Origin of the sequence: Halomonas sp. OfavH-34-E, assembly GCF_024124525.1 — a bacterium.
GTDB lineage: Bacteria > Pseudomonadota > Gammaproteobacteria > Pseudomonadales > Halomonadaceae > Halomonas > Halomonas litopenaei.
On record NZ_JAMXRY010000008.1, the window covers coordinates 24,735 to 48,980 of the forward strand.

The following is a 24,246-nucleotide window of genomic DNA, read 5'->3' on the forward strand; positions in this document are numbered from 1 at the left end:
AGAAATTTTTCCCCTTTAATTTCTTAAGCTTAATGACCAAATAAGACTTTCGGAGCTACCTCGAAAGGAGCATTTCAGTACTTTTTGATCAAGACGTTGACGCGCATCATCCAATGGCTCCAGCCGCTATCGACAGCAGGACGAAACTCGACTACTGCTTGCCACTTCAAGAAACACCAATACCTTCGGGATAAAACGACGACCCATATCAATAAACATTTTCGATGAATCAAGGACACTGTCGGGTCCTACAGGGACCTTCGCCGGGGGACACTTGTCGATGGCAACACCTATTTCCCAGCACCCTTTCAGGTGCCATGCGTGCTCAGTGCTTTTGCCACGATGGCGTGCCGCCCTCGCCTGCCTTCTGCTGATGGGAGCATGGGCTGTCGATACATCGGCGGCGCCAGCGCCCAGCGCCTCGTCGATACACAAGACCAGCGCTGCGACAGATACCAACGGCGCAGCAGTGGACCCGGAGGCGCTCGGCAACCTGCTCCTTCAGGACTGCGGTTCCTGTCACGGCATGACCCTCAAGGGGGGGCTCGGCCCAGCTCTCACCCAGGAGCGCCTGGCGGTCTACGACGTCGACACCCTGACCACCATCATCCTCGAAGGCCTGCCCGGCACCGCCATGCCGCCCTGGCGCGATCTGCTGAGCGCCGAAGAGGCCCGCTGGATCGCCGAGACGCTCAAGCACACCGACGCTCAGGAGCTCCCATGAGGCACCGTTCTGCATTGCCCCATCCCCCCGCCGCCGCCGGTCTGCGGCGCTTTCACGCCCCGGGCTTCATGCTTGGCCTGGCCCTGGCCTGCGGCCTGATCGCCTGGGGCCAGAGCCCGCACGGCTCAGCCGCCATTGCCCACAGCACCGACGCCGGCACGCCGGAGGCCAGCTGCGCCAACCTCGCCACCGGCGGACTCGGGGTCGTGGTCGAACGCGCCGATGGCCGCCTGGCCCTGGTCGACCGCCGCCAGCATCGCGTGATCACTCGTGTCGAGGGGCTGGGTGATCTGTCCCACGCTTCGGTGAAGTTCTCCAGCGACGAGCGCTTCGCCTACGTGTTCGGCCGCGACGGCGGTCTGACCAAGGTGGATCTGGTGTGCGCCACCATCGACAAGAGAGTGCTGCAGTCCGGCAACAGCATCGGCGGGGCCATCTCCCAGGATGGCCGCATCATCGCGGTGGCCAACTACGAGCCGGGCGGCGTGAAGCTGTTCGACGCCGACAGCCTTGAGCTGTTGGCCGAGGTAGCGGCGCGCTACACCCAAGATGACGGCAGTCAGGCGCTGTCCAAGGTGGTCGGCCTGGTCGACGCCCCGGGCAACCGCTTCGTCTACAGCCTGTGGGATGCCAACGAGATCCAGGTGCTCGACGCCTCGACGCTTATCGCGGACGAACAAGGTGCCAGCGAGCTTCCCGCCATCACCCGCTTCTCCGATATCGGCGAGAAACCCTACGACGCCCTGATCGATCCCATCGGGCGCTTCTACGTGGCCGGCCTGTTCGGCGAAGACCACCTGGCGCGGCTCGATCTGTGGCATCCCGAGAACGGGGTCGAGCCGGTCCTGTCCGGCTATCGCCAGGGCGACGACAAGCTGCCGGTGTACAAGATGCCCCACCTGGAGGGCTGGACCATCGCCAACAACCACGCCTGGTGGCCGGCGGTGGGTCGCCACGAGGTGCTGATGGCGAACCTCGACGACTGGCGCCTGGAGCGACGAATTGCGATGCACGGGCAGCCGGTGTTCGTGATGAGCCGGCCGGACCAGCGCCAGCTGTGGGTCAACTTCGCCCACCCCGACAACGATGTGGTCCAGGTCATCGACAGTGAAAGCGGCGAGGTCATCCGCACCCTGACCCCAGGCCAGGCGGTACTGCACATGGAGTTCAGCCCGCGCGGCGAGGAGGTCTGGATCTCGGCGCGGGACTCCGACCAGGTGGTGGTCTATGACACCGCCACCTTCGAGCGCCTGGCGACCCTGGAGGCCGAGTCGCCCAGTGGCATCTTCTTCACCGATCGAGCCCATCGCATCGGCCTGTAGGCCGCGGGAGAACGCCATGCACCCTGCTTCGCTGGAAACTCGCCAGTCGCAATCACAACAGACAACCGTCGTCACGACGCCTTCCGGGCAGCGCAAGGTGCTGCTGCTCTACGCCCTGATGCTGGGCAGTGTCATGGCGGTGGTGACCGCCCCCGTCAGCGCACTCGTCACTCATCTTTGGCTGGCCATCAGAAGACCCACCGATGCGGTGCTGGTGAGCCACCTGCGCTTTCAGCTGGCGACCTTCTGGTACGGCGTGCTGGCCGGGGCGATCGGACTCGGCCTGTGGGGGCTGATCGGCCACATCGACCTGCCGGGGCTCACCGGCTGGGCTTACGGCTATCTGGGCTTCACCCTGGCGCTCATCTGGATGGTGGGACGCTGCGCCCTGGGCATCCGCCGGCTGTTGCACCACCTGCCCGTCCCGCGCCCCCTGTCCCCGCTGCTGGGTGGCTGCCGCGTGCGCTTTACGGACAGCGACCGGTGAACCTCGATCGCGGCGCCTCTGGCATGCCGGGCTCTGGTTCTCAGGACTCTGGTTTGCAGGGCTCTGGTTTTCAGGGTTCTGGCGTTCCGGGCTCTGGCTTGCCCAATCCTGGCTGGGGGCCGCTGTCGGGCCTGCCGGGCAACCCGCTGATCTGGGTGCTGATCATCAGTGAGCTGCTGGTGTTTGCCGCCTTCTTTGGCGTCTTTGCCTGGCAGCGGGTACTCGACCCCGTGGGTTTTCTCGCCGGGCAACGCCATCTCGAGCCGCTGCTTGGCGGCCTCAATACCCTGGTGCTGCTGACCAGTGGCCTTGCTGCGGCGATGGCGGTCACGCAGTCCCAGTGTCCACCCCACGCCCTGCGCGAGCGCCGGATACGCCAGTGGCTGGCGCTGGCCGCAGCGCTGGGCATGGCCTTCTGTCTGATCAAGGCCAGCGAGTATCACCTCGAGTTCTTCACCGGCCCACTGCCGGACAGCGGCAACTTCTTCACCTTCTACATCGGCCTGACCGGCTTCCACGCCGCCCACGTCATCTTTGGCCTGTGCCTGCTGGGCGTCGCGATATGGCGCCCGCGAGCGGACACCGTGGAGACCGTCTGCGCCTTCTGGCACATGGTCGATCTGATCTGGGTACTGCTGTATCCCCTGCTCTATCTGGTGCGGTGACGACAATGCATGACACGGATACTCAGCGCAGACGCCTGTGGCGCACCTGGGCCCTGCTGATGGGCATGACCCTCATCGCCATGGTCAGCGGCGCGCTGCATCGCGGCCCGCTGGCGCTCTGGGCCCTGGCGCTGGTGCTCATCGCCAGCCTGGTCAAGGCGCAACAGATTCTCTCCATCTACCTCAACCTGCGTATTGCCCCTGCCTCCTGGCGAGGGGGACTCTTGGTACTGGTCGGGGTGATGGGGCTTGGGCTGGCGGCTGCGGGACTGCTGCCTCGCTGGATCGAGGCTCCTGGTGCGACCTCCGGTGCGACCTCCGGTGCGACCACCATCCCGGTCTCGATCCACAGCACCACAACGAATAACACCACTGATCGACACACTGAACGACACAACGAACGACAGGCACAGGAGCCCAGATGAACAAGGCCGTGGAAATCGACATGACCTTCGAGGAAGACCCCGGCGAGACCATTCGCCTGGTGGCGGTGGTCAACGACCGAGGCGACCTGACCTCGACTCAGGTCTACGGCTTCGCCCGCGACCGCGCGGAAGAGGAACTGGTGACCTACCCCTTCGTGCTGGATCGAGCGGGCGATGATCACTACCAGATCCGCTGGGGCTACGGCGACTGCACCGAGAGTGCGCTGAACTTCTCATCCCCCGCCGTGGCCCTTGGCCAGCGCGTCTATCGCGTCGACACCTACCGCACCGGCAGCGCCCGTTTCTGCTACGAGATCACCGCGATCAACGACCTGGTGCGCTGAGCTGCTAGCGACTGACGGCCAACGGCGAGCAACCGACCACTCAGCCCCACAGCGCCCAGCGTTCGAGCCGGCGCCATAGCCGCAGGGTGAGCCAGACCGCAAGGGGCACCAGCGCCATCAGCACGATGCCCCAGTCACGGTGATGGATCAGCCAGGCCAGCGGCGTGAACAGTATCAGCGCCGCAAGGCCGGCGGTGGCGAGCGCCAGCCGCTGGCGCCAGCGAGTCTGTGACGAAGACATGACGTTCATTGGGCCACCAGCTGTCGGTAGATTCCCGGCAGCGCCAGGGCGAGATGCTCCGGACGCGGCACGATGGCGTAGCCCCCTCGACCGAAGATGCGACCGAGATAGCGACTGGCCTCGCGATCGATGGTCACCCCGAATACCCGCACGTCTTCTCGCGCCGCCTCGCGCACCGCGTGGCGGGTGTCCTCGATGGCGTAGCGCCCCTCGTAGTAGTCGGTGTCGTTGGGCTTGCCGTCGGTCAGCACCAGCAGCAGCCGATGTCTTCTGGGGTGTTGGCCCAGCTCCCTGGCCAGGTGGCGAATGGCCGGCCCCATACGGGTGTAATGCCCCGGCGTCAGCGCCGAAATGCGGCGCTCCACCCGCTCGCCCATGGCCTCGTCGAAGGCCTTCAACCGCCTGACCCAGACCCGATGCCGGCGCTGGGAGGTAAAGCTGTGGATGCTGACGTCGTCACCGCAGCCGGCGATGCCGTGGCCCAGTACCATCAGCGCTTCCTGGGCCACGTCGAGCACGCGGCGACTTTCCAGCCAGGCATCGGTGGACAGCGACACGTCGATCAGGATGGACACCGCCAGATCACGCCCCTGGGGCCTGGCGTCGACGAACAGGCGGTCGCTGGCCTGACCGCCGGCGGCCAGGTCGCAGCGACTGCGGACCAGGGCGTCCAGGTCCAGCTCGTCACCGTCCGCCTGGCCCCGCAGCCACTCTCGCCGAGGCCGCAGGGCCTCGAACTGGCGGCGCACCCGGCGTACCCGGCGAGTGGCCGCCTCGTCGCCCTGCCAGGGCTCGCCCTCCTCGATGGCAGGTTCGGCGATCACCCGGCAGTGGGCCGGCAACAGCCGGCCCTTGCGGTAGTTCCACTCAGGATAGAGGTGCTCGACGCTGGAACCGGCGGCCAGCGACTCGCCACAGGCGGCGTCGGGCGCCAGGTCCAGCGACATCTTCAGCCGTGAGGCAGCCCGTCGCCGGTTGCGGCTCAAGGTGATCTCGTCGATCTGGTCGGCCGCCTCGCGCGCGGCGTCTTCCTCCTCGTCATCCAGGTGGCGGTTGACGTTGACCATCTCCGCCCAGGACAGCATCTTTTCCGAGGCATTGAGCATCAGCGGGTCGTCTCGCTCGGCCTGATCCTGATAGCGGCGCTCGGCCTTGCGCCGGGCACCTTCCACCTCGGCGGCCTGGGGCGGAGCCGTCTCTTCGTCCTCGTCATCCTCATCGGTCGACCTCGAGACGCACTCGAGCGTCGACGCCTCGCCCCACAGCGGCACCGGCAGAAAGGGCCGATACCCCCGTGGCGCGCGCACCGACGGGCGCCCTTGGTCATCCGCCGCCTGCAACCAGGACCACCACTGACGCGCGTCGCCTTCGGGACTGTCTTGCGTCTGGGCCTCGCTATCGAAGGATCGGTCGTCGCCCAGCAGGCGCCGGACCAGTGTCTCTACCGCAGCTTCTTGCGGAGGCAGGCCGCGGCGCCGAGGACGCACGGCGAGCAGCGCCTGGCACAGCCGGGCATGGCGCCGGACGAAGCCCGGGTAGCGCGCAAGCGTCACCTCGGTTGAGCGCCGCGCCTCGGCCAGGCGCACCAGATCCTGTTCAAGTGGATCGTCGCAGCGCGCCACGGGACGGCGCTCGGCCAGCGACATGGCCAGCCAGCGATATAGATCGCGATTGAGCTCAACCTCAGGCAACAGCGCCAGTCGCTGCGGCAGCAGCAGGTGCTCGTCGTCACGCCGCGAGACCTCCAGCGCCTCCTCGTCGAAGCCCAGGCGCTGACGCAGCGACAGACGATGGCGCGAGGCGCGCTTGCCGATCGCATCCAGGGTAACGCCGGGGTCGCCGCCGCTGGCGCGAAACAGCACCCCCAGCGAACGCGACACCTCATCGAGGGTCACCGCCGCCTCGGGATATTCAGAATAACTGGCGGCACGTGACGCCCAGCGGTGCCAATGACGGCCGACGAACTCCTCGACCTCGAGAAACTCCAGCATGGTCGTGGCTATCCGAAGGTGGCGGTGACGACGTCCTCGATGCCCTTGAGCACGTCGGGATCGTCACTGAGTGGCTCGAGCAGGGCCGCCCGGGCGGCGTCGAGCACCGGCATGCCGGCCTGGATCAGGCTGGCGCAGTAGATCAGCAGGCGAGTGGACACCCCCTCTTCCAGGTCCTGGCCCTTCATCGCCCGCAGGCGTGCCGCCAGGTTGACCAGGGCCTCGCAGCGCCCACGCGAAAGGCCGCTTTCATGGGCGACGATGTCGACCTCTGTGTCGGCATCGGGGAAGTCCAGCGAGATCGCCACGAAGCGCTGGCGGGTGCTCGGCTTCAAGGTCTTGAGAATGTGCTGATAGCCAGGGTTGTAAGACACCACCAGCATGAAGTCGTCCGGCGCTTCGAGTCGCTCGCCGGTACGTTCCAGCGGCAGCAGACGACGATCGTCGGTCAGCGGGTGCAGCACCACGGTCACGTCCTTGCGCGCCTCCACCACCTCGTCGAGGTAGCAGATGCCGCCTTCGCGCACGGCCCGGGTCAGGGGGCCGTCGGACCAGGCGGTGTCACCGCCCTTCAACAGATAGCGTCCGGTCAGATCGGAGGCGGTCAGGTCGTCGTGGCAGGCCACGGTGTGCAACGGCAGCCCGAGACGTGCCGCCATATGGCGCACGAAACGGGTCTTGCCGCAGCCCGTCGGCCCCTTCAGCAGCAGCGGCAGACGCTGGCGGTAGGCGTGCTCGAACAGCGCGACCTCCTGGCCGGTCGGCTGGTAGAAGGGGATGTCGTCACGCACAGGGTCCTGGTGCAAGGCGCACCGAGACAGGGTTGTTTGGGTCATCAACAGGGTCCTCGAGACCATCGAGGCCGCCTGACGGCGGCCTCGATCGGGTTCAGCTGGCGGACATCGCCGGCTGGCCAGAGGCCGACCGACGGGCCGGACCGAACAGCGCGTAGAGCAGCAGCACCGCGCCCATCGTCACCGCGATGCCGGTGCCCAGGCGCATGGTGTAGAACAGGCCGAGCTGGTCCTGCACCTCCATGTAGTTCATCCCCAGCACCCGCTGCAGATGGGTCTGCACCGCACCGGCAAAGGTCAGGGTGAAGGTCATGAAGCACATGGCCGAGGTCAGGATCCAGAAGCCCCACATGTTGAGCACCTGGTTGAACGGCTGGCTCCGACGCAGCTGCGGCATGGCGTAGGTGATCACGCCGAGGATCAGCATCACGTAGGCACCGTAGAACGCCAGGTGGCCATGGGCGGCGGTGACCTGGGTGCCGTGGGAGTAGTAGTTGATGAACGACAGGGTGTGCATGAAGCCCCACACGCCGGCGCCGAAGAAGGCGACCGTCGGGCAGCCCATGGTCCACAGCATCGCGGCCTTGTTGGGGTGGTTGCGCGACCCCTTCCAGAACATCACGAAGGCGAACACGACCATGGCGAAGAACGGAATCACCTCAAGGGTAGAGAAGATGCTGCCGATGGCCTGCCAGTAGCCCGGCGTACCGATCCAGTAGTAGTGGTGGCCGGTGCCCAGCAGCCCGGAGAACAGCGACAGGCCGACGATGACGTAGAGCCACTTCTCGATCACTTCGCGGTCGACGCCGGACATCTTGATCAGCAGATAGCCGAGCAGCGACGCCATGATCAGCTCCCACACGCCTTCCACCCAGAGGTGAACGACCCACCACCAGTAGACCTTGTCTACCGCCAGGTTGCCGGGGTTGTAGAAGGCGAACAGCCAGAATACCGCCGCCAGCCACAGGCCCAGCATCAACACCAGATTGATGGTGGTCTTGCGGCCCTTGAGCAGGGTCATGCTGGTGTTGTAGAGGAAGATCAGGAAGGACACCGTGATCAGCACCTTGACGAAGAAGGGCTGCTCGAGGAATTCACGTCCCTCGTGGATGCCAAGCTGATAGCACACCAGGGCGGCGACCCCGGCCACCACAAAGATGCCCAGCTGCAGGTAGGCCAGCATCGGGCTATGAATCTCCCGTTCGGCCTCTTCCGGCATCAGGTAGTAGGTGCAGCCCATGAAGCCGATCAATAGCCACACGATCAGCAGATTGGTATGGCTGACGCGGATAATGTTGAAAGGCATCAACTGGGCCAGGAAGTCTGGAAAGACGTAGACCAGCGCAGCCATGATGCCAAACACCAGCTGAAGGGCAAAAAGCCCCATCGCCACCAGGAAGAAGGCGTAGGCCACCTTCTGTGTTTCATATTTCATTTTTCATGTTCCTCCACGGTTTCCCCTCACGCGACGGGTACGCCATTGCGATCTTGTCGATATGTCACGCGAACCCACCGACCTATCCCGATACGTGGGGCGGCCAGTTCTGATCATCGATAGCGTCGGTCCACTCGAGGAAATCGATCAGCGAGGTCATTTCCTCGTCGCTCAGATCGAACTGCGGCATCTTGCGCCGCCCTGGTACGGCCAGCGGCTGAGCGCGCATCCAGGCCGCCAGTCCCGCCCTTGCCGCCTCGGGGTTTTCGCGCCCGTGATAGCGGGTCCAGACATTGGACAGTTCAGGCGCAAAATAGGCCCCCTCACCCATGATGCTGTGACAGTTGATACACATGTTCTTTTCCCACACATGCTTGCCTTCGCGTACCGAATCGGTCAGCGGAAGTGCGCTGGTGGACTCCGTCACGATGTACCAATGACTGTGAGCAGTCAGCGCTACAAAGATCAGGAAAAAGAACAGTGAGCCCCCGTAGAAGATGTTGCGTGCTGCGGATTTTGTCAGACCCTCGGCCATGACCACGTCTCCTCATTGTTTGGCCCATGGTGCCGGAGAGTCAGACCTCCCTGGCCCCGTTGACCATTGTATTGAGGAGCGCTCTTCTATACCTGAGTTAAACACTCGGAATATGACATGCATCACCAAAATTCTTGATTGATTCGCCCCATCAACCACTTAAACAGTCGCCTGGACTATCGGCGATAAACGATGAATTTGACGAGACAAGATGACGACAATATCGCCGCTGCCAGGAGAAAAAACCAACGCCATTGAGGTAAATCAATGCATTGCAATAAAGAGGCTATACCAGCCAGGACAGGACGCTGTGTCGGTGCGCGGCGCCAAGCATATAGACGAAGATCAGCAGCGCCAGACAGGCCGACAGCGCCCGCGTTCGAACGCTGGCACCTCGTCGAAGCGCCAGACTGCCGAAGCCGACATAGGCCAGCAGGGCGGTCAGCTTGGCCGCCAGCCATGGCGTCTGGTGAGGCCACTGGGCGGTGAGCACCATCAGCGACAGCCCCGCCGCCAGCAGCAGGGTATCGAGCAGATGGGGCAGCACACGCACCCAGGGGCGCTTTAGCCAGGAAGAGCCGGCCACCGACCACAGCGCGCGCAGGGCGAAGAGGGCACCGCTGACCAGCGCCAGCGACACATGCAGGGACTTGAGGGTGAGGTAGAGCGGTAACATCTGAGCCTAGCCGTCCTGACCGTCGACACGCGGACTGCCGAGAATCGGCACGTAGTGGGCCAGAAAGATGGCGTAGCCCAGACACCACAGGAGGATGCTCAGGCTGTAGACCCAGTGGGTGACCGAGGGCCACAGCGCCAGCACCAGCGAGCGCGACAGCCCCGCCGCCACCAGCAGGCCCAGAGCCACGCCGATGCCCGGCAGACAGCGCATGGGGCGGCCGGTATGGCCCAGCGACACCCGCGACATCATCGACAGCATCATGGTGCCCATGGCACCCACGGTGATGGCGTGGACACCCAGCTCTGCCCGGCCCACGCCCCACAGCCCCAGGGCCCACAGCAAAAGCCCCAGCGGCACGAAGGCGTAGCTCAGGTGAAGGCTCCACAGCAGGGGTTCACGTCCGGTGGCGCGGCCTTGCCAGCGTATCAGGCGCAGCGGGTGGGCCAGCGCCGCCGCCAGCAGCGCCAGCGCCAGTACGCTGTCGGGCAGACCGCCACCCAGGGTGCGCGTCAGCTGCAGCACCACCGCCAGCGCCAGGCTGCCGAGCGCCATCCCCTCGAGCCAGGGCAGCGCCGGGCGGCGCTTCAGGCCCAGCCGGTTGGCGGTGAACATCGGGATCACCCGTCCCCCCAGCACCCCCATGATCAGCGTCACCAGCAGCACCGCCAGGTAGGACGACTGGCGCACCAGCTCAGGGTCACCCTGGAGCACGCCCAGATGGCTGCCCAGGTTGGCACCGGCGAGGATCGCCAGCACCGGCACGAAGATCAGATTGCGCCAGCGCTTCGCCCGGATCACCATCACCGCCATCACGGCGCAGACGATCAGCAGAAAGCCCACGTCCAGGGCCATCACCAGCGCCTGGGGCAAGACGGGAAAGGCCAGCCCCAGCCGGGCCCCCAGCCACAGTGCGACGAGCCCCAGCAGCGGGGCGCCATGGAGCCCCCTGAGGCCGGTCCAGGTCTGCACCGCGGTCAGCAAGAACCCCGAAACTACCGCCCCCACCACACCGAACAGCATCTCGTGCTGGTGCCACCACAGCATGCCCGCCCGGGGCGACAGCACGAAGATGCCGTGCCAGAAAGCGAGCCACACCAGCAGGGCCACCACGCTGAAGGCCGCCGCCAGCAGGAAGAAGGGACGAAAGGCGAGGCGCGCAAGAGGCAGACGAGCGGCGACGGATGACATGGCGAGTACCTGAGTAATTCACTTGGTCTTGTGAAGTCTGGCCCGCTTTGGACAACATCACCATGATGCACATCAAAGGCACTGCCGATGCCGCAAACCTGACTCACCCTGGCAAGCCCTGCATCTCCCACCCCAGCCCCAACCCCGCGACAGCCTCGCACGCCCTTGGCGATGACCAGGACAGAATCAGGCCTTTAGCCCCAGCCGCCGCGCCAGGCGATGCAGATTGCCGGGGTCCAGCCCCAGCCGGCGAGCCGCCCCTGCCCAGTTGCCTTCAGTGTCCAGGGCCTGCCGGATGCGCTCGCGCTGAAAGGCCTCGGTGGCCTCCCGCAGCGAGGGCTCTCGATCCAGCACCTCGCCCGCTGGACGATCGGCCGGCGACACGGCGCTTCGAGACGTGTCGCCTTGCGCTGCGGGCGCGCCAGTGACCCGGGCTGTCGCCGGCGCCAGCCCCAGGTGCTCGACCTCGATGCGTACGCTACGGCGGCGAGCATCGGGCGTCCCGAGCACGTCCACCGAGGCCAATGCCAACAGCGAGGCACGTGCCAGCAGCGACTCCAGCTCACGTACATTGCCGGGCCAGTGCCAGGCCGCCAGCGACACCCGCGCGGCCTCGCTCAGGCGCAGGTTGCCGACGCCGAGACGCACCCGGTTCTGCTCCAGGAAGTGTCCGACCAGCAGCGCCAGGTCCTCGGGACGCTGGCGCAGCGGGGGTACCTCCAGCGGAAAGGCGCTGAGCCGGTGATAGAGATCCTCGCGAAAGCGTCCCTGGGCGACCTCCAGGGCAAGATCCCGGTTGGTCACCGCGACCACCCGAACGTCGACATGCTGGAGCCGATCGCTGCCCAGCGGCTGGACCTCGCCTTCCTGCAGCACCCGCAACAGCTTCGGCTGCAGCTCCAGCGGCAGCTCCCCCACCTCGTCCAGCACCAGGGTGCCGCCGTCGGCCATCTGGAAGTGCCCGCGATGGTCGCTGGTTGCCCCGGAGAACGCCCCACGCCGATGGCCGAACAGGGCGCTCTCGATCAACGAGGCCGGCAGCGCGGCGCAGTTCACCACCACCAGTGGCCCATCGGCACGTCGCGAGCCGTGATGGAGGGCATGGGCGATGCGTTCCTTGCCGACGCCGGTCTCGCCCAGCACCAGCACGCTCATGTCGGTGGCGGCGACCAGCTCCACCGAGGCCATCAGCTTGCGCATGGCGCCACTGCGCCAGCCAGTCAGCCGACGTGGCAACTGGCCGTGGTCATCGCGCTGCAGGGCGAGCTGCAGGCGGGCGCCGTCCAGGCGCCGGGACAGCCGCAGGCAGGTGCCCAGCAACTCGGCCGCCGCCAGCAGGCCCTGGTCATCCAGCTCGGCCAGCGCCCCCGGGGTCAGGGCGTCCAGGGTGACCATGCCGATCAGCTCATCACCGTCGCGCAACGCCACCCCCAGGCAGTCATGGACAGGGCTAAGACCGTCATCCAGCAGCCCGTCGTAGGGATCAGGAAGGGGCGAGTCCGCGGCAAAGCGGCAGACCCCCGGCGCCTCGGCGATGGCGGCGAGGCGAGGATGCTCGCTCAAGGCGAAGGTCCTGCCGGCCACGCCCTCGGGCAGGCCGATGGTGGCCACCGGCCTGAGACCGGAGCCCTGCGCCACCAGCAACGCGCTGGCATCCGCCGCGGTGGGGGCCACCAGTGATTCGAGCAAGCCCTGCCAGGCCTCGGCGAGCTCGGGGCCCTGCTCATCGCCCAGGCGCTGCAGCAGGGCACGCAGGCGTCGTAGAAAGCTGACCACCTCGAATGTCCTTTTGACTATCAACAGTGTCAAAACGATAGCACTTGCAGTGTCAGATCGACATGCAATCTCGATTTCATTCGCAAGAGTTACCACTGCCCAGGGCGAATACCGGGACAGAATCGGGTCGGAAACGTGGCCGGGAACCGGGCCAGAAAAAAAGGAGCCGGGTAGCGTGACCAGCGCTCTCGACAAGCGCCCTGTGGATCCACACTGCCCGCTCATTACCCGCTCTGGATCACCCACACTGTGGCAAGTTGGCGCACCTCAAGCGAAGCGGCATATCGCTTGCTCCATACAGGGTACAGAAAGGCGACGAGCGATACGCCCCGACCCCGTGGAAGCACCGCAGGTGTCGAGGCATATCAACCGATGCTCTGTTCACAAGCTGTAGAGAAAAAGTAGGCCCAAACGAGCCAGGCCTCCGACGCGGTGAAGGTTTTTTGCCACAGTGGGAGCGCGCTGCGCCATATCCCTGACAGGAGACGCCATGACCACCGCTGCCCAAGACGCCATCATCGATGCCACCGCCCCTCTGGTCGCCGAACACCTCGACGCCATCACCGCCCGTTTCTATCCGCTGATGTTCGAGCGCTACCCGGAGGTCAAGGCGGTGTTCAACCAGGCCCACCAGGCCGACGGTGGCCAGCCGAAGGCGCTGGCGCGAGGGGTGCTGGCCTATGTCGGCCTGCGCCGCCAGCCCCAGGAGGTCATCGACTCGATGCAGACGGTGATCAGCAAGCACGTCTCGCTGGGCATCCAGCCCGAGCAGTACCCCATCGTCGGCGAATGCCTGATGGCCGCCATCGGCGAGGTGCTGGGCGAGGTGGTGACGCCGGAGATCGCCGACGCCTGGGCGGCCCTGTACAACGACCTGGCCGCGCTGTTGATCGCTGCCGAAGCCGAGCGCTACCAGGCCTTCGCCGATCGCCCCGGCGGCTGGCGTGGACTGCGCGAGTTCCGTGTCGCCCAGATCCAGCGCGAGTGCGAGGTGATTCGCTCCTTCACCCTGGAGCCGGTCGACGGCCAGCCGGTGGCCGACGCCGAGCCCGGCCAGTACATCGGCCTGCGTCTGGCGGTGGACGAGGCAATCGTGCATCGCCACTACAGCCTGTCCGGCAGCCCCAACGGCCGTAGCTATCGTATCTCGGTGAAACAGGAGCCGGGCGGTCTGGTCAGCAACTTCCTGCACCAGCAGATGCGCGTCGGCGACACCCTGGAACTGCTGCCCCCCGCCGGTGAGCTGACCCTGGACGATGGCGACGCGCCGGTGATGCTGATCAGCGGCGGTGTCGGCCAGACACCGATGCTGCCGCTGGCGCGCCAGGCCCTGGCCCAGGGACGCCGGGTCTGCTACGTCCACGCTGCCCGGAACATCGACCACCACGCCTTCCGTGGCGAGGTCGAGGCCCTTGCCCGAGACTATCCGCAACTGCTGACCCGGGTCTGCGCCTACGAGGAAGGCGACGGCGGCGACATCAAGGGCCGCCTCGAGCGTGAGCTGCTGGCCCGCCTGCTGCCCGGCGGCGACGCTCAGTGCTACTTCGTCGGCCCGCCGCCCTTCATGAGCGCCATCGACAGCCATCTGGCAGAACTGGGTATCCCCGAGCAGCGCCGTCACTACGAGCACTTCGGTCCCTCGCGTCCGCTCAGCAACAGCAGTAGCGTCGCCTGAGCCGCAGCTGGCTATCTTGTTCGACGTGTCTGCGCTGCGCCGCCGTCATGAAAACTTCGGTCCCTCGCGTCCGCTCAGCAACACCAGTAGCGTCGCCTGACAAGCACGTCTGACCGTCGCGTTCCACTCAGCCCACCACGACAAGGCCGCGCCCGAGGGCGCGGCCTTGTCGTGTCTTGCGGCGGTCTTTCACCAACCAGAGGCTCAGGCGTGCTGTCGCGCCTCGGGCTTTCTCACCACCATGAAGTAGTAGAACACCCCGGTCAGCGCCAGGAAGAACAGGCTGTCGGGACTGGTGAGGAAGATCAGCGGGTTGCCGTCGGACAGCGACAGCGAGCGTCGGCAGTATTCCTCCAGGCTCGGGCCGAGCACGAAGCCGAGCAGCAGGCAGGCCACCGGATAGCCCTGGCGCCGCAGCAGGAAGGCGAGCACCCCGAACACCAGCGCCAGTCCCATCTGGAAGATCGAGTAGGTAGCCACGTAACAGCCGACCAGCGCGATCACCGCGATGCTGGCGTAGAGCACATCGCGGCGGATCGAGACGATCCGCACGAACCAGGGCCCCAGCACGTAGAGCGTCAGCGGCACCATCACCAGGGCCGCCACCAGCAGCGCCATGAACATCGGTGCCACCAGCGCAAGCTGACTGTCGAGGAACTGCGGCCCGGGCTGCAGACCGTTGATCACCAGCACGCCCAGCACGATGGCGGTGGTGGGATCACCGGGAATACCGAACGACAGCATCGGCACGAAGGCGCCGCTGCACATGGCGTTGTTGGCGCCCTCCGCCGCCGCGATGCCTTCCACCGAACCCTTGCCGTACTTCTCCGGGTGGCGTGAGCTGCGCATGGACTCGGCGTAGGCGACAAAGGCCGCCATGGAGCCTCCGGCGCCCGGCAGCACGCCGACGCTGTAGCCGATGATGGCGGTCTTGACGTAGCGATAGACGCCGATTTCACGCACCTCGTGCCAGGGTGGAATAAAGTCCCGGCGGCGAATGACGCTGGCCTTGATGGCGTCGACCTCGACGGTGCGCGAGGCGCGGTTCTGCGACTGCACCAGCAGCTCACTGACGGCGAAGGCGCCGATGACCAGCGGCATGATGTCGATGCCCTGCATCAGCACGCCGGTGCCGAAGGTGAAGCGGGTGACCGGCTGCATCACGTCGATACCGACGGTGGCCACCATCACCCCCAGGGTGGTGGCGACCAGGCCCTTGGAGATGGCCCCACGTTGGGAGATGACGATCACGATCAGGGCGAAGGCGATCAGCGAGAACTTGCCCGGTGTGCGAATCAGCAGCGCCGCCTCGGTGGCCAGCGGCGCCATCACCATCAGCATGATGGCACCCAGGGCGCCGCCGATCATCGACGCCAGGGCGGCATGGCCCAGCGCCTTGGCGCCCTCGCCCCGCTGCTGCATGGGGTAGCCCTCTATGGCGGTCATCATCGAGGCCGGGGCACCGGGAATATTGATGGTGGTGGCGGTGATGCTGCCACTGCACATGCCGGCCATGAAGATGGCGGCGCAGGCGACCAGCGCCGCGGTGATGTCGAGGCTGTAGGTCAACGGCAGCAGCAGGGCGATGGCCAGCATCGAGGTGAGCCCCGGCACGGCGCCAAAGAAGGTGCCGATCAGGTAGCCGCCGATCAGGTAGGGCAGGATGTCGGGCTGCATCAGCACGGCAAGGCCCTTGGAGAGTTCGATCAGATAGTCCATGGGTCAGATCCAGGGCGTCGGCAGGCGAACCTGGAACACCAGCTCGAAGAGCCCGTATCCCAGCAGGGTGATCACGCCGGCCACCAGCGCCTTGAACCCAAGCGCCTGCGGCGAGGGCCGCCCGGTGGCGAAAGCCAGCGTCATGCTGAAGGCGTAGAGGAAGGTGGCGATGAAGTAGCCAAGGTGGGCAAACAGGGCGATATAGACGGCGGTGAGCAGGGTGACCGCCACCGGCCCTCGCCACGCCGCCACCTTTGCATCTCCATGGTCGTCGCCTCCCTCGTCGCTTTCCCCGGCGCCGGCCTCGCCACCAGCCTCGCCACTGGCCGCCTCGCGTCGATCGGCGAGGATCACGCCACCCAGCGCCAGCAGCATGACCACGGCGAGCGCCACCGGGAAGAAGGAGGCGGTCAGGGCCCCGTTCTTGATGGGCGGGGCGATCTTGAACGCCTCGAGCAGATAGATCAGGGTCAGGGCCAACAGGCAGACGACGACACCTGTCGGCCCCGTCAGCCAGGTCCCCAGGCGGGAGAGCGATTTCATCGGGAGTCCTCCGGAAAAGAGCCGCCACCGCGGTGGCGGCGCGGGCTTACTGGCCGATCAGGCCGGCTTCCTTCAGCTCGTCCATGCGTGCGAACAGCTCACCCTGGGTCTGTTCGGCCCAGTCCTCGACCTCATCGGTGCCCAGCCAGTTGGGGGTGACACCGACGTCGACCAGCCAGGTCTGGAATTCCTCGCTGTCGTAGGCCTGCTGATAGGCCGCCTCGAGGGCCGTCACGGCGTCGTCCGGCGTATTGGCAGGCGCCGCCAGGATCACGAAACTGCCCATCTGGATGTCGTAGCCCAGCTCGGTTGCCGGGGGCACGTCGGGGAAGCTCTCGCTCTGGACGTCGGTGAACTCCACCAGGCCACGGGCGTCACCCGCCGAGATCAGCGATTCGAAGTCACCGAGGCTGGTCAGCGCCAGGTCCACCTCGCCGTTGAGCAGGGCCTCCTTCTGGGGCGCCGCACCACCGGGATAGGAGACGATCTTGAACTCCACCTCGGCCTGGTCCTGCAGTTGCAGCAGCGTCAGGTGGGTCCGCGAGCCCATGTTCTGAATACCGGCGCGGATCTCCCCGGGCGCGGCCCTGGCGGCTTCGATCAATGCCTCGAGGCTATCGAAGCGCGAATCCTCCGGCACCACGACGGCGTCCGGCTCACTGGTGATCCGCGCGATCAGATCCAGCTTGTCGATATCATAGCCGGCCAGCATTCCCTGCCACGGGATGGTGACGACGCTGTCGTAGGTCAGCGCGATCAGGGTGTAGCCATCGGGGCGCGCGCCCAGCGCCTGCACCAGGCCGTTGGCGCTCATGCCGCCTTCGATGTTCTCGACGTAGACGGTGCCCCCCAGCGGCTCCTCGGCCAGGTTGGAGATCTTGCGCACGATACCGTCGGTACCGCCGCCGGCGCCCCAGGGCACGATCATGCGAACGTCGCGCTCCGGATAGTCCGCCGCGACCGAGGCACTGGCGACCAGCGCCAGGCCACCCAGGGTCATGCTCATCGACTTGCGCATCTCATCCACTCCTTGCCACCGTCAGGGCAGTGCTTGTTGTTGGCTTGCGGGGACGGCCGACGCAACGCGGTGTGGCCGTTCCTGTGGGGACTGCTGCTCTTGTGGTTGCTGCTCTTGTGACGACTACTTCGGCTTTTGCACTTAAGGTATTACATCATACAAAGTATTCGTGTACCCAAGATAGCCAGAGCATGACGACTGCGAAATGCGACTTTAGTGAGGGATATCCGTCTGTCGGCGCGGCATCGGGCGCCATAAGAAGGCGCTTCATCAACTGGGCACCACAAGAAGGCGCGGTCCTCGAGTGCGATAAAGACTTTACCGCCACGCTGGAGCATGACCTTGTCTAGACGCGCCAGGACAGCAGCTCCGCACCGCCAGGACCCGCAGGCACCGTCGCCCCAGCCAAGGCTGGAGGGCCTCGACTGACAATGCACCTGGTCCCTGTCATGGAGACCATGGTGCCGAGCCAGCAATCGCGTCAGCAAAACCCAACCTGAACGAAAGCAGAGCATGATTTTATTAACCTGACTTCCGGTCCATGCTGAGTCCATGTCCGCCCTGCGGCCCTGACTGGAGAATCGCCATGCTGACCTTCGACACCCTCGATACCCATCCCGACGCCCACGCCGAGCGACCTGCGGGGGCCGGGCTCAACCATCACTACTGGATGCCGTTCACCGCCCACCAGGACTTCCACCAGCATCCGCGGATGATCCAGGGCGCCGAGGGCCGCTACTTCATCGACGACCGCGGCCGCCGGGTGTTCGATTCGCTGTCGGGTCTGTGGACCAGTGGCGCCGGGCACAACCGTGAAGAGATCCGCGAGGCGGTGGCCCACCAGCTTGGCAGTCTCGACTTCGCGCCGAGCTTTCAGGTGTCCCATCCGCTGGCCTTCAAGCTGGCCGAGAAGGTCGCGAGCCTGACCCCGACGGGACTCGACCATGTGTTCTTCACCGATTCCGGCTCCGAGTCCGCCGATACCGCGCTGAAGATGGCCAAGGCCTACTGGCGACTCAAGGGTCGCCCGGAAAAGACCCGCATGATCGGCCGGGCCAAGGGCTACCACGGGGTCAACATCGGCGGCACCAGCCTTGGCGGCATCGGCGGCAACCGCAAGCACTTCGGTCAGTTGCTGGACTCGAGCCACCTGCCCCACACCCTGCAGCCGAACCAGGCCTTCACCCGGGGCCAGGCCGAGACCGGGGCCGAGCTTGCCGATGCGCTGCTCGAGCAGATCGCGCTGCACGACGCCTCCAACATCGCGGCGGTGATCGTCGAGCCAATGTCCGGCTCCGCCGGGGTCATCGTGCCGCCCAAGGGCTACCTCGAGCGGCTGCGCGAGATCTGCTCGGCCCACGACATCCTGTTGATCTTCGACGAGGTAATCACCGCCTTCGGTCGCAGCGGTGCGCGCACCGGCGCCGAGGCCTTCGGCGTCACCCCGGATCTGATGACGGTGGCCAAGCAGATCACCAACGGCTGCGTGCCGATGGGTGCGGTGATCGCCTCTGGCGAGATCCATGACACCTTCATGCACGCCGGCGGCCCGGGGCACGCCATCGAATTTCCCCACGGCTACACCTACAGCGGACATCCGGTGGCCTGCGCCGCCGCCCTGGCCGCGCTGGACCTGCTCGAGCGCGAGGACTTCCCGGCCCAGGTCAGGGCCATCGCCCCGGCCTTCGAGGATCGCCTGCACGCCTTGAAGGGCCGCTCCCATGTGGTCGACATCCGCAACTTCGGCCTGGCCGGGGCGATCCAGCTGGCCCCGCGCGACGGCGATCCGGCCATCCGCCCGCGCGACGCTCACCTGGCGCTGTGGGAGGCCGGCTTCTATGTGCGCTTCGGCGGCGACACCCTGCAGTTCGGCCCTCCATTCGCCACCACCGAGGCCGAGCTCGAGCGCCTGTTCGACGCCGTCGCCGAGACCCTCGACCGGCTCGACTAAGTCCGCTTGACTGGGGCCGCTCGACTAAGTCCGCTCGCCTGGGGCCGCTTGCCGGTACCGAGCGCCCGGCTTATCCACCTGAAACCGACAGCCTGTGGACAACCTTTACACCCACTGTTCACAGCGTTATCCACAGCGCGGACGGGCCATGCCCGTCCGCCCTTTCGACACTTGAGGACCCTCGATGGACAACGTCAATCACTGGATCAATGGTCAGGATCTCGAGGCCAGCCGCCATCTGCCGGTCACCAACCCGGCCACCGGCGAGACCATTCGCCAGGTCGCCGACGGCGACGCCGACACCGTCAAGGCCGCCATCGACGCCGCCCAGGCGGCCTTCCCGGCCTGGCGCGATACCCCGCCGGCCAAGCGCGCCCAGGTGATGTACCGCTTCAAGGCGTTGCTGGAGCGTGACGCCGATCGTCTGGTGCGACTGATCAGCGAAGAGCACGGCAAGACTCTCGAGGACGCCATGGGCGAGCTCAAGCGCGGCATCGAGAACGTCGAGTACGCCTGCGGCGTGCCGGAGCTGCTCAAGGGCGAGTACTCCCACAACGTGGGGCCGTCCATCGACGCCTTCTCCAACTTCCAGCCGCTGGGCGTGGTGGCCGGCATCACCCCGTTCAACTTCCCGGCGATGGTACCGCTGTGGATGTACCCGATGGCCATCGCCTGCGGCAACGCCTTCGTGCTCAAGCCCTCCGAGAAGGACCCGTCCGCCGCCCTGGCGGTCGCCCGCCTGCTCGAGGAAGCCGGCCTGCCCCAGGGCATCATGAACGTGGTCCAGGGCGGCCGCGAGACCGTCGAGGCGCTGCTCGACGCCCCCGAGATCAAGGCCGTGTCCTTCGTCGGCTCGACCCCCATCGCCGAAACCATCTACCGACGTGGCGCCGAGAGCGGCAAGCGGGTGCAGGCCCTCGGTGGCGCCAAGAACCACGCCGTGGTGCTGGCCGACGCCGATATCGACAACGCCGCCAACACCCTGATGGGGGCCGCCTACGGCAGCGCCGGCGAGCGCTGCATGGCGATCTCGGTGGCGGTATGCGTCGGCGATGACACCGCCGACCGTCTGATCGAGGCCATGGGCCCCAAGATCGCCGCGCTGAAGATCGGCCCCGGCACCGACAAGGGCCTGGACATGGGCGCCCTGGTCACCGCCCAGCATCGCGACAAGGTGCTCGGCTATATCGAGAAGGGCGTGCAGGAAGGGGCCACCCTGGTGGCCGACGGCCGCGAGCTGGTGGTCCCGGGCCACGAGAACGGCTTCTTCGTCGGCGGCTGCCTGTTCGACCGGGTCACCCCGGAGATGACCATCTACCGCGAGGAGATCTTCGGCCCGGTGCTGTGCGTGGTGCGTGTCGACAGCCTCGATGAGGCCATCGCCCTGACCAACGCCCACGAGTACGGCAACGGTACCTGCCTGTTCACCCGTGACGGCGAGGCGGCGCGCCGCTTCACCGACGCCATCGAGGTCGGCATGGTGGGTATCAACGTGCCGCTGCCGGTGCCGGTGGCCAGCCACAGCTTCGGCGGCTGGAAGCGTTCGCTGTTCGGCGACCTGCACGCCTACGGCCCTGACGCGGTGCGCTTCTACACCCGTCGCAAGGCGGTGTCACAGCGCTGGCCCTCGCCCTTCGAGACCACCCAGGCGGAGTTCCACTTCCCCTCCGGCGGTCAGTAGGCTCCGGCAAGAATGCCACGGGCCCTGCGGGGCCCGTTTTCGTTTACCACAGCGAGCGAGCCGCTGATCCACCACTGACAGGCGACTTATACACCGCTGCCCACAGCCCCTGCACCGCCTGCCCACCGCTTTTCACAAGGTGCCACACAGGGTTATCCACAGAACGACTCACAAGCTCATCGCCACCTTTATCTGCACGCCTGACCCGCAAGTCGGATTCCCACCATCGCCAGGTTGTCCACACCCGGCCCCGGTGCAGCGCGTCATCCCTTCGCTCCATCCCCCACTTCATTGGCGGACACTGATACGCATCAAGCCGGCGGTGTCCGGGCGGGGCTAGCATGGCGCCTCTCTTCGCTCGGAGATCGACATGGAACTGGTCTGTCCCGCGGGTAGCCTGCCCGCTTTGAAGCGCGCCGTGGACGAGGGCGCCAACGCGGTCTACTTCGGCTTTCAGAATGCCACCAACGCCCGCCAGTTCGCCGGGCTGAACTTCACCGACAAGCGCGCCCGCGAGGGTATCGACTACGCCCACGCCCGGGGCTGCCGGGTGTTCTGCGCGATCAATACCTACCCGCAGCAGTCGAGCCTGGCCCAGTGGCGCGCGGCGGTGGACCAGGCGGCTTCGCTTCAGGTCGACGCCCTGATCCTGGCCGACCCGGGCCTTTTGGCCTACGCCGCCGAGCGCCACCCGGACACCCCCCGCCACCTGTCGGTGCAGGGCTCCGCCACCAGCCATGAGGCGCTGGCCTTCTACCACCGCGAGTTCGGCATCCGTCGCGCGGTGCTGCCCAGGGTGCTGTCGATCCACCAGGTGCGCGACCTGGCCCGCCACAGCCCGGTGGAGCTCGAGGTGTTCGCCTTCGGCAGCCTGTGCATCATGGCCGAGGGCCGCTGCTATCTGTCGTCCTACCTGACCGGCGAATCACCCAACACCCACGGCGTGTGCTCGCCGGCGGCCCACGTGCGCTGGGAAGAGACCGCCAGCGGACGCGAATCGCGCCTGAACGGCGTCTTGATCGATCGCTACCGCGCCGACGAACAGGCCGGCTACCCGACCCTGTGCAAGGGACGCTTCAACGTCGAGGGCGACGTCGGCCACGCCATCGAGGCGCCGACCAGCCTCAGCACCCTGGACCTGCTGCCCCAGCTGGCGGCGCTGGGCATCAAGGCGATCAAGATCGAGGGTCGTCAGCGCAGTCCGGCCTATGTGGCCAGCGTCACCCGCGTGTGGCGCCAGGCGCTGGACCATCTGGACCGGGCCGGCGACGACTATCGCCCCCAGGCCGACTGGAGCGCCGCCCTGGCGCCGCTGGCCGAAGGCTCCACCCATACTCTCGGCGCCTACGAGCGCGACTGGAAATGACAGGAGGCGAGATGACCGCTGCTTCACTGGAATTGAGCCTTGGCCCGGTGTCCTTCTACTGGACCCGCGAGCGCTACTTCGCCTTTTATGAACAGGCCTGCCACTGGCCGCTGACCAGCGTCACCCTGGGCGAAACCGTGTGCTCCCGGCGGCGCGACATGAAGCTCGCCGACTGGCTGGAGATCGGCCACCAGCTCGCCGCCGCCGGCAAGCAGGTGATCCTCGGCTCGCAGACCCTGATCGAGTCCAACGCCGACCTGCGCGACCTGACCAGGCTGTGCGACAACGGCGACTTCCTGGTCGAGGCCAACGACATGAGCGCGGTGCACCGGCTGTCCGAGGCGGGCCTGCCCTTCGTCGGCGGCCCGGCGCTCAACCTCTACAATGTGCCGACCCTGGAGATCCTCAAGCGCGCCGGCATGTTCCGCTTCGTCGCCCCGGTGGAGTTGCCCGGCGCCGACCTGGCCCGGCTGCTGTCTGACGCCCGCGAGGCGGGGCTGGCGCTGGACTGCGAGGTGCTGGCCTACGGCCACCTGCCGCTGGCCTGGTCGTCGCGCTGCTTTACCGCGCGTCACCATCAGCACCCCAAGGATCGCTGCCAGTTCGTCTGCCAGGACTATCCGGAAGGGCTGTCGCTGACCACCCAGGACGACAGCCGTCGACTGTTCACCCTGAACGGTATCCAGACCCTGTCCGGGGCCTGTCAGGACCTGCGCCACGAGCTTGCCGAGATGGCCACAATGGGCGTCACCACGGCCCGGCTAAGTCCGCGTTCAGAGGGGATGGATGAGGTGGTGGCGGACTTCGACCTGGCCCGCCAAGGACGCTACTCGGCGCCCTCGCCGCTGGCGCTGGTGGACGCCGAGCTGTGCAATGGCTATTGGCACGGCCAGGCGGGGATGGATCTGGCGCCGGTACTGGAAGACTGAAAGCCCCTTCCCTCTCACACCACCTCACTCAGGAGGCCGGTTCGCCGGCCTCCATCGCTAGATGGCTCAACCCGCCAGCCAGCAGGCGGTAACCAGGCGCCTAGGCCTGGCGAGGCAGCCAGCGCTGCAGCTGGCCCAGCGCCTCGAGCAGGTAGGGATGCAGCAGTTCCATTTCCTGCCCATCCAGCAGGTTCTTCACCGTCAGCCCCAGTTCGGTATCGCCCTCCAGGCACAGCCGGCGCTGGAAGAACAGGCTGTCCGGGTCTTCCTCGCGGCTGGCCAGGCAGGCGAACTCGCGCCAGCCCCCCGCCACCTTCACCTCCCAGGGCGCGTCGGTGACCTGCAGGCGACCGTGCGTGAGGGTCAGGGTGACCGCCAGCGCCAGATCATCGATGGACAGACACACCCGGCGCCCTTCAAGCACGTCGAACTCACCGTCGGCCAGTGGCTCGGCCAGGGTGCGGTTGAGCCAGGGCTCGAGACTCGTGCGCAACAGCGGCAGGGGCAGCGGGCCGAGACGGCGCATCAGTGACAGATGCAGACGATGGGGCACCCGGGTCAAGGCGCCAGACGTCAACGACGACGGCAACGAAGGAAGGGTGGGCAGGGCAGGAAGGGCAAGAGAAGGCAACGACAGCGAGCCGAGCGGCGACAGCGACATGACGGGTTCCTGGTCAAGCGGCACGACGCCGCCGGGTCATGCTAGCGATACCGTCGCCCTCGGTTCATGACGCCCATCAAGCCCTCTGGTGTAGCGC

The 24,246-nt window shown here is 66.4% G+C and carries 23 protein-coding genes; 11 read left to right on the top strand and 12 right to left on the bottom strand.

From position 1 onward, the window contains the following. Positions 1 to 373 precede the first annotated feature (373 nt). The 6 genes from NH448_RS05430 (at position 374) to NH448_RS05455 (ending at position 3,967) form a co-directional block, all read left to right on the top strand. Complete coding sequence (locus tag NH448_RS05430; protein ID WP_052704405.1) at positions 374 to 724, top strand: cytochrome c; 351 nt, start codon at positions 374 to 376, stop codon at positions 722 to 724. Beyond that, a complete protein-coding gene (locus NH448_RS05435; protein ID WP_275041605.1) occupies positions 721 to 2,046 on the top strand; it encodes a cytochrome D1 domain-containing protein in 1,326 nt (441 codons plus the stop codon). Before NH448_RS05430 ends, NH448_RS05435 begins: the two co-directional genes overlap by 4 nt. A 16-nt stretch (positions 2,047 to 2,062) precedes the next feature. After that, positions 2,063 to 2,533 (top strand): hypothetical protein, encoded by a 471-nt coding sequence (locus NH448_RS05440; RefSeq protein WP_052704406.1) that lies wholly within the window; start codon positions 2,063 to 2,065, stop codon positions 2,531 to 2,533. A gap of 98 nt (positions 2,534 to 2,631) precedes the next feature. Beyond that, positions 2,632 to 3,198 (top strand): cytochrome c oxidase subunit 3, encoded by a 567-nt coding sequence (locus NH448_RS05445; RefSeq protein WP_045993557.1) that lies wholly within the window; start codon positions 2,632 to 2,634, stop codon positions 3,196 to 3,198. A gap of 5 nt (positions 3,199 to 3,203) precedes the next feature. Next, complete coding sequence (locus tag NH448_RS05450; protein ID WP_052704407.1) at positions 3,204 to 3,623, top strand: hypothetical protein; 420 nt, start codon at positions 3,204 to 3,206, stop codon at positions 3,621 to 3,623. After that, positions 3,620 to 3,967, top strand: a complete 348-nt coding sequence (locus NH448_RS05455; protein WP_045993517.1) for a hypothetical protein — start codon at positions 3,620 to 3,622, stop codon at positions 3,965 to 3,967. Before NH448_RS05450 ends, NH448_RS05455 begins: the two co-directional genes overlap by 4 nt. Positions 3,968 to 4,007: 40 nt before the next feature. Here the strand turns inward: NH448_RS05455 and NH448_RS05460 are convergent, their stop codons facing one another. From NH448_RS05460 to norR, 8 genes are all read right to left on the bottom strand, one after another. Further along, positions 4,008 to 4,208: a hypothetical protein gene (locus tag NH448_RS05460; RefSeq protein ID WP_052704412.1), complete on the bottom strand. Its 201-nt coding sequence runs from the start codon at positions 4,206 to 4,208 to the stop codon at positions 4,008 to 4,010. Positions 4,209 to 4,213: 5 nt separating this feature from the next. Next, the gene (locus NH448_RS05465; RefSeq protein ID WP_045993519.1) at positions 4,214 to 6,199 is read right to left on the bottom strand and encodes a VWA domain-containing protein; all 1,986 of its coding nucleotides are present in this window, start codon (positions 6,197 to 6,199) and stop codon (positions 4,214 to 4,216) included. An 8-nt stretch (positions 6,200 to 6,207) separates the two neighbouring features. Then, positions 6,208 to 7,035, bottom strand: coding sequence for a CbbQ/NirQ/NorQ/GpvN family protein (locus NH448_RS05470; RefSeq protein ID WP_045993520.1), 828 nt, complete (start codon positions 7,033 to 7,035; stop codon positions 6,208 to 6,210). Positions 7,036 to 7,087: 52 nt separating this feature from the next. Further along, positions 7,088 to 8,428 carry a cbb3-type cytochrome c oxidase subunit I gene (locus NH448_RS05475; protein WP_045993521.1) on the bottom strand — a complete coding sequence of 447 codons (1,341 nt, stop codon included), beginning with the start codon at positions 8,426 to 8,428 and terminating at the stop codon, positions 7,088 to 7,090. 82 nt (positions 8,429 to 8,510) lie between these two features. Beyond that, complete coding sequence (locus NH448_RS05480; protein ID WP_045993522.1) at positions 8,511 to 8,963, bottom strand: cytochrome c; 453 nt, start codon at positions 8,961 to 8,963, stop codon at positions 8,511 to 8,513. 286 nt (positions 8,964 to 9,249) lie between these two features. After that, positions 9,250 to 9,639, bottom strand: coding sequence for a SirB2 family protein (locus NH448_RS05485; RefSeq protein ID WP_045993523.1), 390 nt, complete (start codon positions 9,637 to 9,639; stop codon positions 9,250 to 9,252). Positions 9,640 to 9,645: 6 nt separating this feature from the next. Next, entirely contained in the window at positions 9,646 to 10,830 is a 1,185-nt protein-coding gene (locus NH448_RS05490) for an NnrS family protein (protein WP_045993524.1), read from the bottom strand. A gap of 186 nt (positions 10,831 to 11,016) precedes the next feature. Beyond that, positions 11,017 to 12,606, bottom strand: a complete 1,590-nt coding sequence (gene norR / locus NH448_RS05495) for a nitric oxide reductase transcriptional regulator NorR (RefSeq protein ID WP_221621218.1) — start codon at positions 12,604 to 12,606, stop codon at positions 11,017 to 11,019. Positions 12,607 to 13,096: 490 nt separating this feature from the next. On the opposite strand from norR, the gene hmpA reads away from it, so the two are divergent. Next, positions 13,097 to 14,281: an NO-inducible flavohemoprotein gene (gene hmpA, locus NH448_RS05500; protein ID WP_124805204.1), complete on the top strand. Its 1,185-nt coding sequence runs from the start codon at positions 13,097 to 13,099 to the stop codon at positions 14,279 to 14,281. 204 nt (positions 14,282 to 14,485) lie between these two features. Here the strand turns inward: hmpA and NH448_RS05505 are convergent, their stop codons facing one another. The 3 genes from NH448_RS05505 to NH448_RS05515 are packed head-to-tail and all read right to left on the bottom strand — an operon-like array spanning position 14,486 to position 17,561. Further along, on the bottom strand, positions 14,486 to 16,000 hold the full coding sequence (locus tag NH448_RS05505; protein ID WP_045993526.1) for a tripartite tricarboxylate transporter permease: 1,515 nt from the start codon (positions 15,998 to 16,000) through the stop codon (positions 14,486 to 14,488). Between the two features lie 3 nt (positions 16,001 to 16,003). Next, entirely contained in the window at positions 16,004 to 16,543 is a 540-nt protein-coding gene (locus NH448_RS05510; protein WP_045993527.1) for a tripartite tricarboxylate transporter TctB family protein, read from the bottom strand. 46 nt (positions 16,544 to 16,589) lie between these two features. After that, positions 16,590 to 17,561, bottom strand: coding sequence for a tripartite tricarboxylate transporter substrate binding protein (locus NH448_RS05515; RefSeq protein WP_045993528.1), 972 nt, complete (start codon positions 17,559 to 17,561; stop codon positions 16,590 to 16,592). 670 nt (positions 17,562 to 18,231) lie between these two features. On the opposite strand from NH448_RS05515, the gene NH448_RS05520 reads away from it, so the two are divergent. From NH448_RS05520 to NH448_RS05535, 4 genes are all read left to right on the top strand, one after another. Beyond that, positions 18,232 to 19,512 (top strand): aminotransferase class III-fold pyridoxal phosphate-dependent enzyme, encoded by a 1,281-nt coding sequence (locus NH448_RS05520; protein WP_239452573.1) that lies wholly within the window; start codon positions 18,232 to 18,234, stop codon positions 19,510 to 19,512. Positions 19,513 to 19,696: 184 nt separating this feature from the next. Beyond that, entirely contained in the window at positions 19,697 to 21,193 is a 1,497-nt protein-coding gene (locus tag NH448_RS05525) for a CoA-acylating methylmalonate-semialdehyde dehydrogenase (protein ID WP_045993530.1), read from the top strand. A 370-nt stretch (positions 21,194 to 21,563) separates the two neighbouring features. Then, positions 21,564 to 22,559, top strand: a complete 996-nt coding sequence (locus tag NH448_RS05530; RefSeq protein WP_045993531.1) for a peptidase U32 family protein — start codon at positions 21,564 to 21,566, stop codon at positions 22,557 to 22,559. An 11-nt stretch (positions 22,560 to 22,570) separates the two neighbouring features. Next, positions 22,571 to 23,488 carry a U32 family peptidase gene (locus tag NH448_RS05535; RefSeq protein ID WP_045993532.1) on the top strand — a complete coding sequence of 306 codons (918 nt, stop codon included), beginning with the start codon at positions 22,571 to 22,573 and terminating at the stop codon, positions 23,486 to 23,488. Between the two features lie 100 nt (positions 23,489 to 23,588). Here the strand turns inward: NH448_RS05535 and NH448_RS05540 are convergent, their stop codons facing one another. Then, a complete protein-coding gene (locus NH448_RS05540; RefSeq protein ID WP_083970484.1) occupies positions 23,589 to 24,149 on the bottom strand; it encodes an SCP2 sterol-binding domain-containing protein in 561 nt (186 codons plus the stop codon). Positions 24,150 to 24,246: the final 97 nt, after the last annotated feature.

Excerpts from the sequence above, each read along its gene's own strand:
- hmpA (WP_124805204.1), top strand. The coding sequence starts at position 13,097 with ATGACCACCGCTGCCCAAGACGCCATCATCGATGCCACCGCCCCTCTG.
- NH448_RS05435 (WP_275041605.1), top strand. The coding sequence starts at position 721 with ATGAGGCACCGTTCTGCATTGCCCCATCCCCCCGCCGCCGCCGGTCTG.
- NH448_RS05530 (WP_045993531.1), top strand. The coding sequence starts at position 21,564 with ATGGAACTGGTCTGTCCCGCGGGTAGCCTGCCCGCTTTGAAGCGCGCC.
- NH448_RS05510 (WP_045993527.1), bottom strand. The coding sequence starts at position 16,543 with ATGAAATCGCTCTCCCGCCTGGGGACCTGGCTGACGGGGCCGACAGGT.
- NH448_RS05540 (WP_083970484.1), bottom strand. The coding sequence starts at position 24,149 with ATGTCGCTGTCGCCGCTCGGCTCGCTGTCGTTGCCTTCTCTTGCCCTT.
- NH448_RS05535 (WP_045993532.1), top strand. The coding sequence starts at position 22,571 with ATGACCGCTGCTTCACTGGAATTGAGCCTTGGCCCGGTGTCCTTCTAC.
- NH448_RS05440 (WP_052704406.1), top strand. The coding sequence starts at position 2,063 with ATGCACCCTGCTTCGCTGGAAACTCGCCAGTCGCAATCACAACAGACA.
- NH448_RS05430 (WP_052704405.1), top strand. The coding sequence starts at position 374 with ATGGGAGCATGGGCTGTCGATACATCGGCGGCGCCAGCGCCCAGCGCC.
- NH448_RS05490 (WP_045993524.1), bottom strand. The coding sequence starts at position 10,830 with ATGTCATCCGTCGCCGCTCGTCTGCCTCTTGCGCGCCTCGCCTTTCGT.
- NH448_RS05460 (WP_052704412.1), bottom strand. The coding sequence starts at position 4,208 with ATGTCTTCGTCACAGACTCGCTGGCGCCAGCGGCTGGCGCTCGCCACC.
- NH448_RS05450 (WP_052704407.1), top strand. The coding sequence starts at position 3,204 with ATGCATGACACGGATACTCAGCGCAGACGCCTGTGGCGCACCTGGGCC.
- NH448_RS05525 (WP_045993530.1), top strand. The coding sequence starts at position 19,697 with ATGGACAACGTCAATCACTGGATCAATGGTCAGGATCTCGAGGCCAGC.
- NH448_RS05480 (WP_045993522.1), bottom strand. The coding sequence starts at position 8,963 with ATGGCCGAGGGTCTGACAAAATCCGCAGCACGCAACATCTTCTACGGG.
- NH448_RS05505 (WP_045993526.1), bottom strand. The coding sequence starts at position 16,000 with ATGGACTATCTGATCGAACTCTCCAAGGGCCTTGCCGTGCTGATGCAG.
- NH448_RS05520 (WP_239452573.1), top strand. The coding sequence starts at position 18,232 with ATGCCGTTCACCGCCCACCAGGACTTCCACCAGCATCCGCGGATGATC.
- NH448_RS05515 (WP_045993528.1), bottom strand. The coding sequence starts at position 17,561 with ATGCGCAAGTCGATGAGCATGACCCTGGGTGGCCTGGCGCTGGTCGCC.
- NH448_RS05485 (WP_045993523.1), bottom strand. The coding sequence starts at position 9,639 with ATGTTACCGCTCTACCTCACCCTCAAGTCCCTGCATGTGTCGCTGGCG.
- NH448_RS05465 (WP_045993519.1), bottom strand. The coding sequence starts at position 6,199 with ATGCTGGAGTTTCTCGAGGTCGAGGAGTTCGTCGGCCGTCATTGGCAC.
- NH448_RS05470 (WP_045993520.1), bottom strand. The coding sequence starts at position 7,035 with ATGACCCAAACAACCCTGTCTCGGTGCGCCTTGCACCAGGACCCTGTG.
- NH448_RS05455 (WP_045993517.1), top strand. The coding sequence starts at position 3,620 with ATGAACAAGGCCGTGGAAATCGACATGACCTTCGAGGAAGACCCCGGC.
- NH448_RS05475 (WP_045993521.1), bottom strand. The coding sequence starts at position 8,428 with ATGAAATATGAAACACAGAAGGTGGCCTACGCCTTCTTCCTGGTGGCG.